Origin of the sequence: Pseudomonas sp. TCU-HL1 (genome assembly GCF_001708505.1) — a bacterium.
GTDB lineage: Bacteria > Pseudomonadota > Gammaproteobacteria > Pseudomonadales > Pseudomonadaceae > Metapseudomonas.
Map to the genome: position 1 here is coordinate 5,203,269 of NZ_CP015992.1, position 16,474 is coordinate 5,219,742.

The 16,474-nt window shown below is 65.3% G+C and carries 18 protein-coding genes; 11 read left to right on the forward strand and 7 right to left on the reverse strand.

Features of this window, described 5'->3' with window-relative positions:
* Positions 1-101 precede the first annotated feature (101 nt).
* The 3 genes from THL1_RS23885 to THL1_RS23895 form a co-directional block, all read right to left on the reverse strand.
* Positions 102-1,469 (reverse strand): spinster family MFS transporter, encoded by a 1,368-nt coding sequence (locus THL1_RS23885; RefSeq protein ID WP_069085561.1) that lies wholly within the window; start codon positions 1,467-1,469, stop codon positions 102-104.
* Positions 1,470-1,659: 190 nt separating this feature from the next.
* Positions 1,660-2,688 carry a ferrochelatase gene (gene hemH, locus THL1_RS23890; RefSeq protein ID WP_069085562.1) on the reverse strand — a complete coding sequence of 343 codons (1,029 nt, stop codon included), beginning with the start codon at positions 2,686-2,688 and terminating at the stop codon, positions 1,660-1,662.
* A complete protein-coding gene (locus THL1_RS23895; protein WP_069085563.1) occupies positions 2,688-3,596 on the reverse strand; it encodes a TIGR01777 family oxidoreductase in 909 nt (302 codons plus the stop codon). The genes hemH and THL1_RS23895 overlap by 1 nt, the downstream gene beginning before the upstream one ends.
* 197 nt (positions 3,597-3,793) lie before the next feature.
* Here THL1_RS23895 and THL1_RS23900 point away from each other — a divergent pair, with 197 nt between their 5' ends.
* From THL1_RS23900 to THL1_RS23950, 11 genes are all read left to right on the forward strand, one after another.
* Positions 3,794-4,777, forward strand: coding sequence for an NAD(P)/FAD-dependent oxidoreductase (locus THL1_RS23900; protein WP_069085564.1), 984 nt, complete (start codon positions 3,794-3,796; stop codon positions 4,775-4,777).
* Entirely contained in the window at positions 4,774-4,995 is a 222-nt protein-coding gene (locus THL1_RS23905; protein ID WP_069085565.1) for a TIGR02450 family Trp-rich protein, read from the forward strand. Before THL1_RS23900 ends, THL1_RS23905 begins: the two co-directional genes overlap by 4 nt.
* Positions 4,996-5,093: 98 nt before the next feature.
* Positions 5,094-6,059, forward strand: a complete 966-nt coding sequence (locus tag THL1_RS23910; RefSeq protein WP_069085566.1) for a YbgA family protein — start codon at positions 5,094-5,096, stop codon at positions 6,057-6,059.
* Positions 6,060-6,061: 2 nt separating this feature from the next.
* Positions 6,062-6,988: a MerR family transcriptional regulator gene (locus THL1_RS23915; protein WP_069085567.1), complete on the forward strand. Its 927-nt coding sequence runs from the start codon at positions 6,062-6,064 to the stop codon at positions 6,986-6,988.
* An 11-nt stretch (positions 6,989-6,999) separates the two neighbouring features.
* On the forward strand, positions 7,000-8,430 hold the full coding sequence (gene phrB, locus THL1_RS23920) for a deoxyribodipyrimidine photo-lyase (protein WP_069085568.1): 1,431 nt from the start codon (positions 7,000-7,002) through the stop codon (positions 8,428-8,430).
* The gene (locus tag THL1_RS23925; protein ID WP_069085569.1) at positions 8,427-8,849 is read left to right on the forward strand and encodes a nuclear transport factor 2 family protein; all 423 of its coding nucleotides are present in this window, start codon (positions 8,427-8,429) and stop codon (positions 8,847-8,849) included. The genes phrB and THL1_RS23925 overlap by 4 nt, the downstream gene beginning before the upstream one ends.
* Positions 8,846-9,619 carry an SDR family NAD(P)-dependent oxidoreductase gene (locus THL1_RS23930; protein ID WP_069085570.1) on the forward strand — a complete coding sequence of 258 codons (774 nt, stop codon included), beginning with the start codon at positions 8,846-8,848 and terminating at the stop codon, positions 9,617-9,619. The genes THL1_RS23925 and THL1_RS23930 overlap by 4 nt, the downstream gene beginning before the upstream one ends.
* On the forward strand, positions 9,616-10,863 hold the full coding sequence (locus THL1_RS23935; RefSeq protein ID WP_069085571.1) for an NAD(P)/FAD-dependent oxidoreductase: 1,248 nt from the start codon (positions 9,616-9,618) through the stop codon (positions 10,861-10,863). The genes THL1_RS23930 and THL1_RS23935 overlap by 4 nt, the downstream gene beginning before the upstream one ends.
* Entirely contained in the window at positions 10,860-11,660 is an 801-nt protein-coding gene (locus THL1_RS23940) for a DUF1365 domain-containing protein (protein ID WP_069085572.1), read from the forward strand. Before THL1_RS23935 ends, THL1_RS23940 begins: the two co-directional genes overlap by 4 nt.
* Positions 11,647-12,918, forward strand: a complete 1,272-nt coding sequence (locus THL1_RS23945) for an SAM-dependent methyltransferase (RefSeq protein WP_069085573.1) — start codon at positions 11,647-11,649, stop codon at positions 12,916-12,918. The genes THL1_RS23940 and THL1_RS23945 overlap by 14 nt, the downstream gene beginning before the upstream one ends.
* Positions 12,911-13,411 carry a DUF2878 domain-containing protein gene (locus tag THL1_RS23950; RefSeq protein ID WP_069085574.1) on the forward strand — a complete coding sequence of 167 codons (501 nt, stop codon included), beginning with the start codon at positions 12,911-12,913 and terminating at the stop codon, positions 13,409-13,411. Before THL1_RS23945 ends, THL1_RS23950 begins: the two co-directional genes overlap by 8 nt.
* 77 nt (positions 13,412-13,488) lie before the next feature.
* Here the strand turns inward: THL1_RS23950 and THL1_RS23955 are convergent, their stop codons facing one another.
* The 4 genes from THL1_RS23955 to prmC all read right to left on the reverse strand — a co-directional run bounded on the left by THL1_RS23955 (position 13,489) and on the right by prmC (position 16,473).
* Positions 13,489-14,004 carry an acyloxyacyl hydrolase gene (locus THL1_RS23955; RefSeq protein ID WP_069085575.1) on the reverse strand — a complete coding sequence of 172 codons (516 nt, stop codon included), beginning with the start codon at positions 14,002-14,004 and terminating at the stop codon, positions 13,489-13,491.
* A gap of 102 nt (positions 14,005-14,106) precedes the next feature.
* On the reverse strand, positions 14,107-14,901 hold the full coding sequence (murI, locus tag THL1_RS23960; RefSeq protein WP_069085576.1) for a glutamate racemase: 795 nt from the start codon (positions 14,899-14,901) through the stop codon (positions 14,107-14,109).
* On the reverse strand, positions 14,894-15,649 hold the full coding sequence (locus THL1_RS23965) for a molybdopterin-synthase adenylyltransferase MoeB (protein ID WP_069085577.1): 756 nt from the start codon (positions 15,647-15,649) through the stop codon (positions 14,894-14,896). Before THL1_RS23965 ends, murI begins: the two co-directional genes overlap by 8 nt.
* Entirely contained in the window at positions 15,643-16,473 is an 831-nt protein-coding gene (prmC, locus tag THL1_RS23970; protein ID WP_069085578.1) for a peptide chain release factor N(5)-glutamine methyltransferase, read from the reverse strand. The genes THL1_RS23965 and prmC overlap by 7 nt, the downstream gene beginning before the upstream one ends.
* Position 16,474: the final 1 nt, after the last annotated feature.

A 16,474-nucleotide genomic window follows, 5' to 3' on the forward strand; every position in this document is an offset into this window, starting at 1 on the left:
GGGCTTGGTCATGGCGCTTGGCAGCTCAGAGCTAGCCGTAGGATGGGTAGAGCTTGCGAAACCCATCGCTCCGACTTGATGGGTTTCGTTCCCTCACCATCCTACGAAGACAGCTGCGCCTCGCGGAGCATGCTGTCGTCCTCTGACTCCACGCCCCATTTCTGCAGCCGCTGCAAGCTCTCGCGATAGGGTTTGAGCCCCGCCCACAGAAGCACCACCGAGCTTGCCACCGCAATGGTGGTGACGATCAGCAACGAGTAGCGCAGGGCCTGGTCGTTGTCGAACACGTAGTCGGTGACCAACGCCACTGCGGTAGGACCGAACCCCAGGCCGATCAGGGTGATGACAAAGAGGTAGATCGCCGAGGCCTGGCCGCGCATGGAGTTGGGCATGATTTCCTGGATTGCAGCCGGCGCCACGCCGAAGGGCATGCTCAAGCAGAACACCGTGGGCGCCATCAGCACCGTTACCCAGAAGGCATCGTCCAGCAGCGGGAACAGCACCACCAGCGGCAACGCCCCGACAGCCGCGAACAGGCCGACGCGCATGTTCGCGTCCGTACGCCCGTGCTTGGCCATCCAGTCCGCGAGGCGGCCGCCGAAGACGATGCCCAGGCAACCGAACATGGCCACCAGGCTGCCGTAGATCACGCCCACCTGACCGGCGTCCCAGCCGTGGGTACGGATGTAGAACGTTGGAATCCAGGCGGCACTGCCATAACCCGCGAACGCCAGGCCGGCAAAGCCGAAGTTGTGGCAAACCACGGTGCGCCGGTTGCTGCGCAGATAGCGCCCCACCTCCGACAGCGGCACCACTACCCCGGCGCCGATACCCCGTCGCTGCGGTTCACGCACCGCCAGCATCAACAGAGTGAAGAGCACACCGGCAGCGCCCAGGGCCAGGAAGATCAACTGCCAGGGCCGCACTTCGCCCAGCAGGGGCAAGTGGACATCGCCCTGGGCCGAAGCGAACTTGATCACCAGCCCGCCCAGCAGGAACGCCAACCCGGAGCCGAGGTAAACGCCCATGGAGTAGACGCTGATGGCCGTGGCGCGTCGCTCCTTGGGGAAGCTATCGGCGATCAGTGAATAGGCCGCCGGGGACAGGGCCGCCTCCCCCACTCCAACGCCGATGCGGCAAAGCAGGAACTGCCAGTACAGCTTGGCCAGGCCGCACGCGGCGGTCGCGGCACTCCAGAACAACACGCCAATGGCGATCAGCCCACGCCGGCTGCGGCTGTCAGCCAGCCGCCCGAGCGGAATACCACATACGGTGTAGAAGAGCGCGAACGACAGCCCCATCAGGAGGCTCATCTGCGTGTCGCTGATGGCCAGGTCGCGGCGAATGGGCTCCACCAGCAAGTTGAGAATCTGCCTGTCGATGAAGGACAGCACGTAAGCCACCATCAAAATGGTGACAGTGGTCCAGGCACACAGACTCGAGGGGTAGCCGTTGTTCTTGTTTTGCACTGGGCTCTCCTCGGCGCCGCCGGTGCGGCGCACGACGGTTGAAGGTGAGCCCAGCTTAGGTGGCCATGGGCGGCCTGAATACCGGAGCGCGCACCATATAGGTGAGGTGAATGCGCACCATGGCCTCCGATTGATAGTGAAATCACAGGAGCGAGCAGAGCGCGCTCCTGTGTGTGGTGGGCGGATGGAATCAGAGAGGACGGACCGTCGTCTCGCACAACTTCGCCAAGGCCGAAACCCACTGCGGATGGCTGTTCATGCAGGGCACCAGCACGAGCTCCTGGCCACCCGCTTCCTGGAACTGCTCATTGCCACGCTGGCCGATTTCCTCCAGCGTTTCGATGCAGTCAGCGACGAAGGCCGGGCACATCACCAGCAGTTTCTTCACGCCTTGCCTACCGAGCTCGTCGAGGCGGGTTTCGGTGTAGGGCTCGATCCATTTGTCCCGGCCCAGACGGGACTGGAACGACACCGACCATTGCCCGGGATTCAAGCCGGCGCGCTCGGCGAAGGCTTCGGCGGTGCGCTGGCACTGGCTGCGATAGCAGACCGCCAGGACCTCGTCGCTCACGCCACGGCTGTCCTTGGCACGCAGGTCGTGGTTCGGGTCGATGCCCTTCACCAGCTTGCGGATATGACGTTCGGGCAGGCCGTGGAAGCTCAGCAGCAGGTGATCGAAATCCTGCTCCAGATAGGGTTGGGCGCTGGCCACCAGGGCATCCAGATAATCGGGTTCGGCGAAGAACGGCGGCAGTACCGAAACCTCGAGCTTCAGGCCCTGCTCACGAATCACCCGGCGGGCTTCTTCGATCGCAGTGGTGGTGGTGCTGTCGGCGAACTGTGGGTAAAGCGGCGCCAGGGTCGCGCGTTTGACGCCCTGCCCGGCCAGTTTGCGCAGGGAGCGCTCGATCGAGGGTTCGCCATAGCGCATCGCCAGCTCCACCGGACCGTGCGGCCAATGCGGGCCGATGGCCTCCTGCAGTTGGCGGCTGAGGACAATCAGCGGCGAGCCGCCCGGCCACCAGATGGACGAATAGGCATGGGCGGACTGCTCCGGACGCTTGATCAGGATCAGCGATACCAGCAGGCGCCGCAGCGGCCAGGGCAGGTCGACCACGAAAGGGTCCATGAGGAACTGGTCGAGGTAGCTCCGCACATCCGCCACCTTGGTGGAAGCCGGGGACCCCAGGTTGACCAGCAGCAGCGCGTGATCAGTCATCAAACATCCTTAGGCTTCAGCAGGTCGCCGAGCGCCATATCCAGATCGGTGAATGCAAAAGTGAATCCCGCCGCCCTCAGGCGTGACGGCGCTGCGCGCTGGCCTCCCAGCAGCAGGCCGGCCAGCTCGCCCAGCATCAGGCGCAGGACGAAAGCCGGCGCCGGCATGATGGCCGGTCGCCCCAGCGCGCGCCCGAGGCTGCGGGCGAAGTCGCGGTTACGCACCGGCTGCGGCGAGCACGCATTATAAGGACCGCGCGCATCGGTCTGCCGCAAGAGAAAATCCATCAGGGCGATTTGGTCGTCCAGGTGCACCCAGGGCATCCATTGCCTGCCATTGCCGAGCGGCCCACCCAACCCCAGCTTGAAGGGCGGGACCAGGCGCTTGAGAAAGCCGCCGTCGCGCGCCAGCACCAAACCGGTGCGTACCAGCACCACACGGATGCCTAGCGCCTCGGCCCGTTGCGCAGTTTCCTCCCAGGCCACGCAGAGCTGGCTGGCGAAGTCATCGGTGATGGGCGGCGACTCCTCGGTCAGCTCCCGTTCGCCGCCATCGCCGTACCAGCCCACCGCCGAGCCATTGAGCAGCACCTTCGGCATCCGGTCGCGCTTTTCCAGCCACTCCAGCATCTGCTCGGTGAGGGTGATACGACTGCCCCAAAGCTGTGCCTTGCGTTTGTGGCTCCAGGGCCGGTCTGCAATGGGTTCGCCAGCCAGGTTGACGATGGCCTCCAGCGGTTCGTCGCCATAGTCGGAAAACTGGCTGATACCGCGCACGGCACGGCCGCACAGGCTGGCGACACTTTGCGGACGGCGGCTCAGCACGGTGAGCTGATGCCCATCGGCCAGCCAGCGCTGACAAAGCGCCCGACCGATCAGGCCAGTACCGCCGGTCAGCAATATGTGCATGGCATCCTCCTCGCATGGCGCTAAATGCGGATATCGCCCTAGTCTGGTTTATGACGTTCCGACGTGCCCCGGATCGGGACATGCACCGTCAGAATTGCAGACATCCGCGATTGGAACCAACCAGCCTGTACAAGGCTTGAAATTTGTATAGGTATTGTCTAAAGCGTAGCCTGTAGCCATAGGTAACGAGGTAGACCATGAGTGCACCTATCGCCATCATCGGTACCGGTATAGCCGGCCTCTCCGCCGCCCAGGCGCTGCATGCGGCTGGGCAGGACGTGGAACTCTTCGACAAGAGCCGCGGCAGTGGCGGACGCATGGCCAGCAAGCGCAGCGACGCCGGCTCCGTGGATCTTGGCGCGCAATACTTCACCACCCGCGACCGCCGCTTCGCCGAGATCGTGCAGCAATGGCGCGACCGGGGCTGGGTCGCCGAGTGGTCGCCTAGCCTCTACAACTTCAGCGAAAGCCGCCTGCTGCCGTCTCCCGACGAACAGATTCGCTGGGTCGGTACGCCCCGCATGAGCGCCATCACCCGAGCTCTCCTGGGCGCCCTGCCGGTGAACTTCGCCTGCCGAATCACCGAAGTCTTCCGTGGTGAGCGCCACTGGGGCCTGCAGGATGCCGAAGGCCTCAGCCACGGACCGTTCAGCCATGTGATCGTCGCCACCCCCGCGCCCCAGGCCGCCGCCCTGCTCGCTGCCGCGCCGAAGCTTGCCGGCGCCGCCGCCAGCGTCGCCATGGAGCCGACCTGGGCCGTGGCACTGGGCTTCGGCGACCCGCTGGACACCCGCGTCGAAGGCTGCTTCCTGCAAGACAGCCCGCTGGACTGGCTCGCCCGCAACCGCTCCAAACCCGGTCGCGAGGCCAGCCTGGATACCTGGGTCCTGCACGCCAGCAGCGCCTGGAGCAAACAGCACCTGGACATGCCCAAGGAGTTCGTGGTCGAGCACCTCCATGGCGCCTTCGCGGAAATGATCGGCTGCGCGGTACCGGCACCCAACTTCAGCCTGGCCCATCGCTGGCTCTACGCGAGGCCGAGCCAGGCGCACCAGTGGGGCGCGCTGGCCGATGCCGATCTCGGCCTCTATGCCTGTGGCGACTGGTGCCTGTCCGGTCGCGTGGAAGGGGCCTGGCTCAGCGGCCAGGAGGCCGCCCGCCGCCTGCTCGAGCACTTGTGAGCGCAACGCGGCTGAACCCACGCAAGCTGCTGCTCTCGAAATGGACGGCCGTGCGGCCGTCCAATCACGAAAAACACTTCCTCGTGACCCGGCTGATCCTCGACGAAACCGGCGTCCTGCTCGACGTCGAACTCGAAGCGGTGCATAGCCATCGCAGTCAGCAACTCCCCTGGCACACCCTCACCGACTCCCGCCGCTGGCTGATCGGCTGGCGCTGATTCCCTCCCGCCAAAAACCTGTACAAGTCATTTGACTTGTACAACTTTATGCCTAATATTTTTAAAAAGCTATACAAACAGCGAGCTTTGTATAAGTCATGTCCACGCCATTCGACCTGCCGCAGCGCCCCAGACTGGGCATCAGCGCCTGCCTCCTCGGTGACCCTGTGCGTTACAACGGTGGGCACAAGGAGTCGTACCTGTGCAGCCGCAGCCTGGCGCAGCACTTCGACTTCGTACCGCTATGCCCGGAAGTGGCCATCGGCCTCGGCATTCCCCGTGAGGCCATTCGCCTGGTCGGCGACCCCGCTGCGCCTCGCGCGGTGGGCAACCGGCACCAACGCGACCACACCGAGGCCCTGGCTGAGTTCGGTGAAATCATGGCCGCGCAACTCGCCGATATCAGCGGTTACATCTTCATGCAGAAGTCGCCGTCCTGCGGACTGGAGCGGGTCAAGGTCTACCAGGCCAACGGCCATCCCGTCGATGGGGGTGGACGTGGCATCTATGCCAACGCTTTCTGCGCCCTGCACCCCGATCTGCCGGTAGAAGAAGACGGCCGCCTCAACGATCCGGTGCTGCGGGAAAACTTCCTCACCCGCGTCTACGCGCATGCCCAGTGGCAGGCCATGCGCCGCGCGGGGCTGAGCCACAAGGCCGTCATCGACTTCCATTCCCGCTACAAATACCAACTGATGGCCAACGACCCGGTGCAATACAAGGCGCTGGGACGCCTGCTCGGCAGCATCGGCGAGCACCCGGTTGACGTGATCGGCCCGCGTTATTTCAGTGCGCTGATGATTGCGCTGAAGAAGTGCGCCACCCGCGGAACCCACAGCAATGTGCTGCAGCACCTTTGCGGCTACCTCAAGCGCCACCTCAGTCGCGAAGAAAAAGCCGAACTCCAGCGCCTGATCGAGCAATACCGCAGCGGCATCGTCCCGCTGGTCGTGCCCATGACCCTGCTCAAGCACCACTTCAACGGCCACCCGGATCGCTACATCGCCCAGCAGGCCTACCTGCAGCCGCATCCGGAAGAACTCAGCCTGCGCAACGCTCTCTAGCCATGGACAAGACACCGGGTACCCCGCAGGAAATCGACTACCAGGCCGCCCTGGCCAGCGGCCTGCTACCCATCCGCGAAGTGGCGCGCCAGACCGGCATCAACCCGGTCACCCTGCGCGCCTGGGAGCGTCGCTATGGGCTGATCGTGCCGCTGCGCACCCGCAAGGGACACCGCCTCTACACCGAAGATGAAGTGGCACGCATCCGCCTGATACTCACCTGGCTCGACCGCGGTGTGGCGGTGGGGCAGGTAAAGGGGCTTCTCAAGACCCAGCAAACGAGCGCCGCCGATAGCGAACCCGCATCGCCCTGGGCGGAACAGCGCCAGCACCTGCTGGAAGCCATCGGCAACCTGGCCGAGCGTCAACTGGACGAGCGTTTCAATGCAGCCATGGCGCTCTACCCGCCCCGGACCCTGTACCGTCAACTGCTAAGCCCCCTGCTGGACGAGCTCGAACAGCGTTGGCGCGGCCAGTTCGGTGGCCAGGTCGAGCGCGTGTTCTTCCTCTCCTGGCTGCGCACCAAGCTGGGCGCGCGCCTTTATCACAACAATCGCCAGTGCAGCGGTGCGCCGATCCTCCTGATCAACACATCCGAGCGGCCCATGGAACCCAGCCTCTGGCTCACCGCCTGGCTGGCCAGCAGCACCGACTGCCCGGTGGAAGTCTTCGACTGGCCGGTGCCGGCCGCCGAACTGACCCTCGCCGTGGCGCACATCCAGCCTCGCGCGCTGCTGCTCTACTCCAGCCAGCCCTTCAACGCTGCCCAGTTACCGCGCCTGCTAAATGGCCACCCCTGCCCCTGCCTGCTGGCCGGTCCTGCGGTGGCCATCCACCAGGCTGAACTCGAACCCGGCACCCACCTGGCCGAAGGCCCGCTGGATGCCCTGCAGACCCTGTCCGACCTGGGCCTGCTGCAACACCGTTAAAGGATCGCGCCATGCGCCAACTCATCTGGTTCCGCACCGACCTGCGCGTGCGAGACAACAGCGCCCTGCACGCCGCCCTCACCAGCGGCCCCACCCTCGCCCTGTTCATCATCAGCCCCGGTCAATGGCAGGCCCACGACGATGCACCGGCCAAGGTGGATTTCTGGTTACGCAACCTGGCCGAACTTGGCCGGGCCTTGCGCGAACTCAACGTGCCGTTGCTGATTCGACAGGCGGACACCTGGGCCGATGCCCCGCGCGTGGTGCGTGACCTCTGCCACGAATTCGACATCGGCACGGTCCAGGTGAACGAGGAATACGGCGTCAACGAGACCGAGCGCGACCGCCAGGTGAGCGCGCGCCTGGCGGAGGATGGCATTGTCCTGCGCAGCCACCTCGACCAGCTGTTCTTCCGGCCCGGCAGCGTGCTGACACAGTCCGGCACCTACTTCCAGGTCTACAGCCAGTTCCGCAAGGTCTGCTACCAACGCCTGCACACCGCGCTGCCGGGCTGCTTGCCGCCGCCACGACCGCAGACCGGACTCGGTATCGCCAGCGATGTCCCGCCCAGCCAGCTCGAAGGCTTCGCCACGCCCACAGAGCGCCTGCGCCACCTCTGGCCCGCTGGCGAGGACGCAGCGCGCGAGCGCCTGGAAGCCTTTGCCCAGGAGGAGCTCTGGTGCTACGAGCAACGCCGCGACTTTCCCGCCCATTCCGGTACCAGCCAGCTCTCGCCCTACCTCGCCGCCGGTGTGATCTCTCCACGCCAGTGCCTGCACGCGGCGCTGCGCAACAACCAAGGCGAGTTCGACAGCGGCAACCCGGGCGCCGTCACCTGGATCAACGAGCTGCTCTGGCGTGAGTTCTACAAACACATCCTCGTGGGCTTCCCGCGCGTGTCCCGTCACCGTGCCTTCCGGCGTGAGACCGAGTCCCTGGGCTGGCGCCGGGCGCCCGAAGAGCTGGCGGCCTGGCAGCAGGGCCGCACCGGTATCCCTATCATCGACGCCGCCATGCGCCAACTGCTGGACACCGGCTGGATGCACAACCGCCTGCGCATGGTGGTGGCCATGTTCCTGACCAAGAACCTGTTGATCGACTGGCGAGAGGGAGAGCGCTGGTTCATGCGCCACCTGATCGACGGCGACCTCGCAGCCAACAACGGCGGTTGGCAGTGGAGCGCCTCCACCGGCACTGACGCCGCGCCCTACTTCCGCATCTTCAACCCCATCAGCCAGTCCCAGCGCTTCGACCCCGACGGCCACTTCCTGCGCCACTGGCTGCCTGAGCTGGCGCACCTGGACAAGCGAGATATCCACAACCCCGCCAGCCTCGGCGGACTCTTCGGCGTCGCGGGCTACCCGGCCCCCCTGGTGGACCTCGGCGCAAGCCGCGAACGCGCACTGATGGCATTCAAAGACCTCGAGGAACGCGCCGTATGAATGACTACCTCGGGGCGTTCGCCACCCGGTTCGCACGCCTGGACCGCCACAACCTGGCGCTTCTCCGCGAGCTCTACAGCGACGACGTGCGCTTTACCGACCCGCTGCACCAGGTTGAAGGCCTGCCGGCCCTGCAGCGCTATTTCGAGGCGATGTACGCCGACCTTCACGAGTTGCAGTTCGACTTCCTGGGCCGAGATCAGGTCGGCGAAGGCGAAGGCTACCTGCGCTGGCGCATGGCCTTCCGCCACCCACGCCTTAGCCGAGGACGCGCGATCTGTCTGGAAGGGTGCTCGCACCTGCGCTGGCGAGACAAGGTCCATTGGCATCGCGACTACTTCGACGCCGGCGCCCTGCTCTACGAACATGTACCGCTGCTGGGCGGCGCCATCCGCTGGTTGAAGCGGAGGCTGGCATGAGCGGTAGCCGGCGCATCTGGCTCACCGGGGCCAGCAGTGGCCTGGGTCGCGCCCTGGCGTTGGAGCTGCTCAGCGCCGGCCATCGACTGGCCCTCAGCGCCCGTAATGCAGGGGCGTTGCAACAGATCGCAGCCCGCTGGCCCGATCAGGTGCTGGTGGCCCCCGGCGACCTGACCGAACCCTGGCAGGTGCGTGATATCGGCGAGCGCATCGCCCATCACTGGGGCGCCCTGGACACCGCCATCCTCAATGCCGGCACCTGTGAATACCTGGACGCCCGCCACTACGACGCCGCCCTGGTCGAGCGCGTGGTACGCACCAACCTGCTGAGCACCAGCCAGTGCATCGAGGCGGCACTGCCGCTGTTGCGCAAGGGCGAGCGACCGCACCTCGTGGGCGTGGGCAGTTCGGTGACCTACCTCGCCCTGCCCCGCGCCGAAGCCTACGGCGCCTCCAAGGCCGGCCTGCGCTACCTGCTGGAAGCCCTGCGCATCGACCTGGCCCGGGAGGGTATCGATGTCACCCTGATCAGCCCCGGCTTCATCGACACGCCGCTGACTCGCCGCAACGACTTCCCCATGCCACTGCGCTGGCCAGCCGAACGCGCTGCGCGGCACATCGCCCGGCGCCTGCCGGCACGGCCGCTGGACATCGCCTTTCCCGGCCCCTTCATCGCCGGCCTGCTACTGCTGGCGCACCTGCCAGGACACCTGCGCCTGGCGCTCGGCAAGCGCCTGGCTCGCAACCGCGACAAGGATGGCGCGCCATGAACATCGCCATCATCGGCAGCGGCATCTCCGGCCTCACCTGCGCCTGGCTGCTCAATCGTCGCCACCGCATCACCCTGTTCGAAGCCAACGACTGGATCGGTGGCCACACCCACACGCTGGACGTGGAAGTCGATGGCCAGCGGCATGCCGTGGACACCGGCTTCATTGTCTTCAACGACTGGACCTACCCGAACTTCATCCGTCTGCTCGATCAGTTGGGCGTGCCCTTCAAACCCACCGAGATGAGTTTTTCGGTCTGCGATCCGGACAGTGACCTGGAATACAACGGGCACAGCCTCGCCAGCCTCTTCGCCCAGCGTCGCAACCTTGTCTCGCCGGCTTTCTGGGGCATGCTGCGAGACATCCTGCGTTTCAATCACGAAGCCCTCGCGGACCTGCAGGAGCACCGAATCCCGTCTGACGCCAGCCTCGGCGACTACCTTCGCAGCCGCCGCTACGGCCAACGCTTCATCGAGCACTACATCGTGCCCATGGGGGCGGCCATCTGGTCCATGTCCCTGGCCGACATGCTGGGCGTCCCCCTGGACTTCTTCCTGCGCTTCTTCAAGAACCACGGACTGCTCTCGGTCAGCCGACGGCCGCAGTGGTATGTGATCGAGGGTGGTTCGCGCAGCTATGTGGCTCCATTGACCGCTGCCTTCGCTGAGCGCATTCGCCTGAAGTGCCCGGTGCAGCGAGTCGAGCGCGACCAGCACGGCGTGTGGTTGCACAGCGCCGCCGGCCGCGAACGCTTCGACAAGGTGGTGTTCGCCTGCCACAGCGACCAGGCCCTGGCCCTGCTGGCCGACGCCAGCGAAGCGGAACAGCAGATTCTCGGCGCCCTGCCCTACGCCGCCAACGAGGTAGTGCTGCACACCGATACCCACCTGCTGCCACGTCGCCGCCTGGCCTGGGCAAGCTGGAACTATCGCCTGGGCGGCCCGCCGCACCAGCCAGCAGCGGTGACCTACAACATGAACATCCTGCAGGGCCTCGACGCCCGGCAGACCTGCTGCGTCAGCCTCAACCAGACCGACGCCATCGACCCGGCGAAGATCCTCGCCCGCTTCAACTACGCCCACCCGCAGTACAGCCTCGCCGGCCTCAAGGCCCAGGCGCGCTGGGCGGAGCTGGCCGGCATGCAGCACAGCTACTACTGCGGCGCCTATTGGGGCAATGGCTTCCACGAGGATGGCGTGGTCAGCGCCTTGCGCGTTGGCATGGCATTCGGAGAAAGCCTGTGAACAGTGCGCTCTACAGCGGCTGGGTCAGGCACCGGCGCTTCTCGCCCTGCGCCCATGATTTTCGCTATCCCATCGGCCTGCTCTACCTCGACCTGGAGGAGCAGGCACAAGTGTTCGCCCTTTCGCCCTTCGCAGGGCGCGGATCGCTGGCCCCCTTCGGTTTCCGCGAAACCGACTTTCTCCCCGAATACACCCGTCGAGGAACCCGACTCGCCGAAGCCGTGCGCCAGCGCGTGGAAGAAGCCCTCGGCGAGCGCCCACAAGGGCCGATCCGCTTGCTCGCACAACCCCGTAGCTGGGGCCTGGCGTTCAACCCGGCGAGCTTCTTCTACTGCTTCGACGATCAGGAACGGCTGGTGGCGATCCTCTGCGAAGTCACCAACACCCCTTGGCGGGAACGTCACCACTATGTGCTGTCGGCCAAGGGAGAAGGGCACCAGCACCTGCGGGTGAACAAGGCCTTCCACGTATCGCCGTTCCTGCCCCCCGATCTGGAGTACCACATGGCGTTCAGCCCCGTGGGCGAGCGCGTGGGGGTTCATATGGAGGACTGGCGGGGCGGCCTGAAACTGTTCGACGCCACCCTGCAGCTCAACCGCCAGGCCCTAGACCGCGCCAGCCTGCACCGTTACCTGCGGACCTTTCCCTGGACGACCGCCCGAACGCTGGCGGCCATCTATTGGCAGGCGCTGCGCCTGCTGCTCAAGCGAATACCGCTGTATCCCCACCGACACGCCCGGGACGCCTTCAGCCTGGCGACTCCCGCCACAAAGGAGCACGACGATGAAAAGCCCTAGCCTCACCGCCAAGCTCGGAGCGATGCGCGGCAATGGCGTGGCGGCAGGTCTGCTACGCCGCGCCGTACTCCGCCAACTGGGCCGGCTGCGCCACGGTCAACTCACGCTGATTGAAGGAGCGGAACGACGGGTCTTCGGCGAGTGCGAGACCACCCTAACGGCGGAAATCCAGGTGCTGGACCCGGCCGTCTGGGGACTGGTGGCAGGCAATGGCTCGATCGGCTCGGGCGAAGCCTATGTCCACGGTTACTGGAACAGTCCGGACCTGACCGCGGTCATCCGCGTGTTCGTCGCCAACCTGGAGGTGCTCGATGGCATGGAACGCGGCATGGCCCGCCTCGGCTGCCCCCTGCTGCACGCCGTGCACTGGCTCAACCGCAATACTCGCCGCGGCTCGCAGCGAAACATCGCCGCCCACTACGACCTGGGCAACGAACTGTTCGAGCAGTTCCTCGACCCGACTCTGATGTACTCCGCCGCGCAGTTCAGGAGGCCCGAGGACAGCCTGGAAGAGGCCCAGGTGAACAAGCTGGAACGCATCTGCCGCAAGCTGGAACTCAAGCCTTCCGACCACCTGCTGGAGATTGGCAGCGGCTGGGGCAGCATGGCCATCCACGCGGCCCTGCACCATGGTTGCCGGGTCACCACCACCACCCTCTCCCGCGAGCAGTTCCGCTACTGCCGGCAGCGCATCGACGAGCTGGGGCTGCAGTCTCGTATCACCCTGCTGCTACAGGATTACCGCGAGCTGCAAGGCCGCTTCGACAAGCTGGTGTCCATCGAGATGATCGAGGCGGTCGGTCATCGCTACCTGCCGACCTACTTCCAACAGTGCGCACGGCTGCTCAAGGACGACGGGCTGATGCTGCTGCAGGCCATCACCATTCGCGACCAGCGCTTTGAACAGGCCAGGCGCAGCGTGGACTTCATCCAGCGCTACATCTTTCCTGGCGGCGCGCTGCCTTCGGTGCACAGGATGCTGGAGGCCGCAACCGACCACAGTGACCTCAACCTGGTGCACCTGGAGGACTTCGGCAGCCACTACGCGCGGACCCTGCGCCTATGGCACGAGAACCTAAGCCAGGCGCGCGGGCGCTTGGCGCAAATGGGTTACGACGACTACTTCTACCGGCTCTGGGAGTTCTATTTCTGCTACTGCGAAGGCGGCTTCATCGAGCGCAGCATCGGGACCGCGCAGTTGCTTCTGGCCAAGCCCGGTGCACGCCCGGAAGCGCTGCTGGGCCACTTCGATGCCTAGGCTGGTCGCCAACGCCGTGCTGTTCCAGATCGGATGGCTGGCGTGCGTGTTCGGCAGCCATCAACCCTGGTTGCTGCTGGCTGTGCCTTTGATACTCGCAGTGCACTTCTGCTGGATTGGCAATTGGCAGCAGGAGCGAAAACTGCTGCTCATCGTGTTTCTCGCCGGCAGCCTGCTGGATACCGCGCTCATTCACCTCGGCGTGTTCCACTTTCCCGGCACTGACCGCGTGCTGCCACTCTGGCTGGCCTTGCTCTGGTCCCTGCTGGCCACCACCCTCAACCACAGCCTCGCCTGGAGCGCCCGCCCCTGGTGGCGTGCCAGCCTTCTAGGTGGACTGTGCGCACCGCCGGCCTACCTGATCGGCGCACGACTGGCGGATGTGGGGTTGCCGCTGGGGCTGTGGATAAGCGCGGGGCTGCTGTCGCTGGTCTGGGCGATGGTACTGCCGGCCTTGCATGGTGTTTCAGCATGGGGCCGGGCCGATACGTGAGCCCCGGCAGAGGACGATGTCATTGCCCCAACAAAAAACCGAGCACTTGGCCCGGTTTCTGGTGCTGCAGGTTCGCTTTAGAAAGACAGGCGATAGTGCAGGGTGTAAGCCTCTACGCCATCGTTCGGCTGCTTGATGCCAGCGTTGGAATAGTGCATGGCGCGTACGCCGACTTCCTGGTTGGCGAAGCGCAGGCCGAGGCCGATGCGGTCTTCGAACTGGAAGGAGGAGCTCAGGTCATTGTCTTCGAGGTCGGTGTCCGAGAACAGGGCGACACCGATACCGGCTTCAACATAGGGCTTCACGGTTTCACCGGCGAACTCGTAAACGAATACCGGCGTGAAGGACAGGCTGTGGTTGCTGGCTTTCTCATCGCCTTCCCAATAGGTGTAGGCGGCGTCCCAATAACCGGTCAGGCGGCCGACATCAGTCTGGAACCAGTTGCTGGAGAAATCGAACTGGGTACCCAGGCGATAAACCATGGTGGACTCGCCGGACTGGCCGATATCCAGCGAAACATCCGCAGCCTGCGCGGAAACGACGTGGCCGACGGTGATCGCTGCAGCTGCGGCCCAGCAGAAAAGCTTCTTCATGAAACCAATCCTTTTTCTGAAGTGCAGACAAAAAGTCTTAATACCTTGCAGCGATTATAGATAGCTTTTTAATCGGGGAAAGTACTCGGGCGGCCTTTTGTATCAATCCGGAAACCTGTCCACACGGGCGGATTCGCCCCAGAGAGTCGGGAGAATTTTCTGCATCGCCATCGGATCGCCACTCGACCAGAAACGGCAGTTTTCGACCTCCCCTTCTGCCAGCAGGCCATGTGCTTCCAGCAGGCGCTGCAACTGACGGGCAACCGCCGCGCCGGTATCGATCAGGCTGACCGGGGCCGGCACCAGTTCGCGCAGCAACGGGCGTAGGAACGGGTAGTGGGTGCAGCCAAGGATCAAGGTATCGCAGCCCTCGGCCAGCAGCGGCTCGACGTAGGCCATCAGCAGGGCGCGCGTTTCCGCCCCCAGCAGGTCACCGGCCTCGATGCGCTCCACCAGTCCGGGACAGGGCTGGGTAATGACCCGCACATCACCGGCGAACCGATCCAGCAGTGCCGCGAACTTGGCGCTCTTCAGTGTGCCGGTAGTCGCCAGCACGCCCACCACGCCAGTACGGGTAGCAGCGGCAGCGGGCTTTACGGCCGGCTCCATTCCGACGATGGGCAGCTGTGGATAACGCTCGCGCAGGTCGGCGACAGCCGCCACGGTGGCGGTATTGCAGGCCAGCACCAGCGCCTTGGCACCCTGATCGAGAAGAAACTCGGCGATATGCTGGCTGCGCTCGCGAATGAACTCAGCGCTCTTCTCGCCGTAAGGCACATGGCCGCTGTCGGCCACATACAGCAAGGATTCACACGGCAGTAGCGCGCGAATCTCCCGCAGGACGGAGAGGCCGCCAACACCCGAGTCGAAAACGCCGACCGGTGCCGCCTCAGGCATGCCGCGCTCCGCAGACTTCGCAGGCGGGGTCACGCTTGACCCGCAACTCGCGGAAACGGCTCCCCAGGGCATCCACCAGCAGCAGGCGGCCGACCATGGGCTCGCCAAAACCGGCGATCAGCTTCAGGGCCTCCAGCGCCTGCAGGCTGCCCACCAGCCCCACCAGCGGGCCGACCACGCCAGCTTCGCTGCAGGTCAGTTCAGCTTCGCTGCCGTGGCCGTAGAGGCAGTGGTAGCAGGGGCTATCGTCGCGCCGCGGGTCGAACACCGAAAGCTGGCCTTCGAGACGAATCGCAGCGCCAGACACCAGCGGCTTGCCAGCCGCCACACACGCGGCGTTAACCGCTTCGCGCGTGCCGAAGTTGTCGGTGCAATCCAGCACCAGATCAACCGCGCCAACGGCAGCAGCCAGGGAGTCCTCATCCAACGCGCGGGTATGCGGCACCAGGTGCACTTCAGGATTCAGCGCGGCGAGACGGGCCATGGCCGAGTCGACCTTGCCCATCCCGACGCTGTTGCTGTCGTGGACGATCTGCCGCTGCAGGTTGGTCAGGTCGACGGTGTCGAAATCCGCCAGGTGCAGCTCACCCAGACCGGCAGCCGCCAGGTAAAGCGCGACCGGCGACCCAAGGCCGCCGAGGCCGACGATCAGCACGCGGCCCTGTTTCAGCCGCAGTTGGCCGTCGACATCGATCTGCGGCAGGAGAATCTGCCGGCTGTAACGCAGAAGTTCCTGGTCGCTCAGCATGGCCACTGCCCAAGGGAGATGCGCTCATGGCCACCGAGGTCGCGGCGGCTATCCACCTGGGCGAACCCCTGGCGGGCCAGCAGGTCGCGCACCGCTACGGCTTGGTCGTAGCCATGTTCCAGCAGCAGCCAGCCACCAGGAAGCAAATGCGCAGGCGCGTCCTGGATGATCTGGCGAATGTCGTCCAGGCCATCAGCGCCCGCCACCAGGGCACTGGCAGGCTCGAAGCGCACGTCACCCTCGACCAGATGCGGGTCCTGGGCGGGGATGTATGGCGGGTTGCTGACGATCAGGGCAAAACGCTGTTCGCCCAGGGCTGAGAACCAGTGGCTCTCGATGAACTGCGCGTTGTTCAGCTTGAGCCGGGCACGATTGCGTTCGGCCAATTGCACGGCGGCGGACACCCGGTCCACCCCGATCACCCTCCAGCCCAGGCGTTCGCAAGCCAGGGCCAGGGCAATCGCGCCGGTGCCGGTGCCGAGGTCGAGCACGTCGGCGGGGCTTGCCGGCAGCAGGGCCAGTGCAGTTTCCACCAGGACTTCGGTATCCGGACGCGGGATCAGGGTATGTGGTGCAACTTCCAGATCCAGGCTCCAGAAACCCTGGTGGCCAAGGATATAGGCCACCGGCTCACCGCCACGACGGCGCTCCAGGTAGCAGGCGAAACGTTCGGCCGCTTCGCTGGACACCACGCGTTCCGGCCAGGTATGCAGGAAGCTGCGCGGCTTGCCGAGGGCGGCAGCCAGCAGCAGTTCGGCGTCCAGGCGCGGGGTGGGTGAATCCGGCAGGCGGGCTTCACCGAGAAGGCTGGCAATGATGGTCACG

Bases quoted from the DNA above. Each gene is read 5' to 3' on its own strand.
- THL1_RS23925 (WP_069085569.1), top strand. From the start codon at position 8,427: ATGAATGACTACCTCGGGGCGTTCGCCACCCGGTTCGCACGCCTGGAC.
- THL1_RS23965 (WP_069085577.1), bottom strand. From the start codon at position 15,649: ATGCTGAGCGACCAGGAACTTCTGCGTTACAGCCGGCAGATTCTCCTG.
- THL1_RS23895 (WP_069085563.1), bottom strand. From the start codon at position 3,596: ATGCACATATTGCTGACCGGCGGTACTGGCCTGATCGGTCGGGCGCTT.
- THL1_RS23900 (WP_069085564.1), top strand. From the start codon at position 3,794: ATGAGTGCACCTATCGCCATCATCGGTACCGGTATAGCCGGCCTCTCC.
- murI (WP_069085576.1), bottom strand. From the start codon at position 14,901: ATGCCTGAGGCGGCACCGGTCGGCGTTTTCGACTCGGGTGTTGGCGGC.
- THL1_RS23945 (WP_069085573.1), top strand. From the start codon at position 11,647: ATGAAAAGCCCTAGCCTCACCGCCAAGCTCGGAGCGATGCGCGGCAAT.
- THL1_RS23915 (WP_069085567.1), top strand. From the start codon at position 6,062: ATGGACAAGACACCGGGTACCCCGCAGGAAATCGACTACCAGGCCGCC.
- THL1_RS23930 (WP_069085570.1), top strand. From the start codon at position 8,846: ATGAGCGGTAGCCGGCGCATCTGGCTCACCGGGGCCAGCAGTGGCCTG.
- THL1_RS23950 (WP_069085574.1), top strand. From the start codon at position 12,911: ATGCCTAGGCTGGTCGCCAACGCCGTGCTGTTCCAGATCGGATGGCTG.
- hemH (WP_069085562.1), bottom strand. From the start codon at position 2,688: ATGACTGATCACGCGCTGCTGCTGGTCAACCTGGGGTCCCCGGCTTCC.
- THL1_RS23955 (WP_069085575.1), bottom strand. From the start codon at position 14,004: ATGAAGAAGCTTTTCTGCTGGGCCGCAGCTGCAGCGATCACCGTCGGC.
- THL1_RS23910 (WP_069085566.1), top strand. From the start codon at position 5,094: ATGTCCACGCCATTCGACCTGCCGCAGCGCCCCAGACTGGGCATCAGC.
- THL1_RS23935 (WP_069085571.1), top strand. From the start codon at position 9,616: ATGAACATCGCCATCATCGGCAGCGGCATCTCCGGCCTCACCTGCGCC.
- phrB (WP_069085568.1), top strand. From the start codon at position 7,000: ATGCGCCAACTCATCTGGTTCCGCACCGACCTGCGCGTGCGAGACAAC.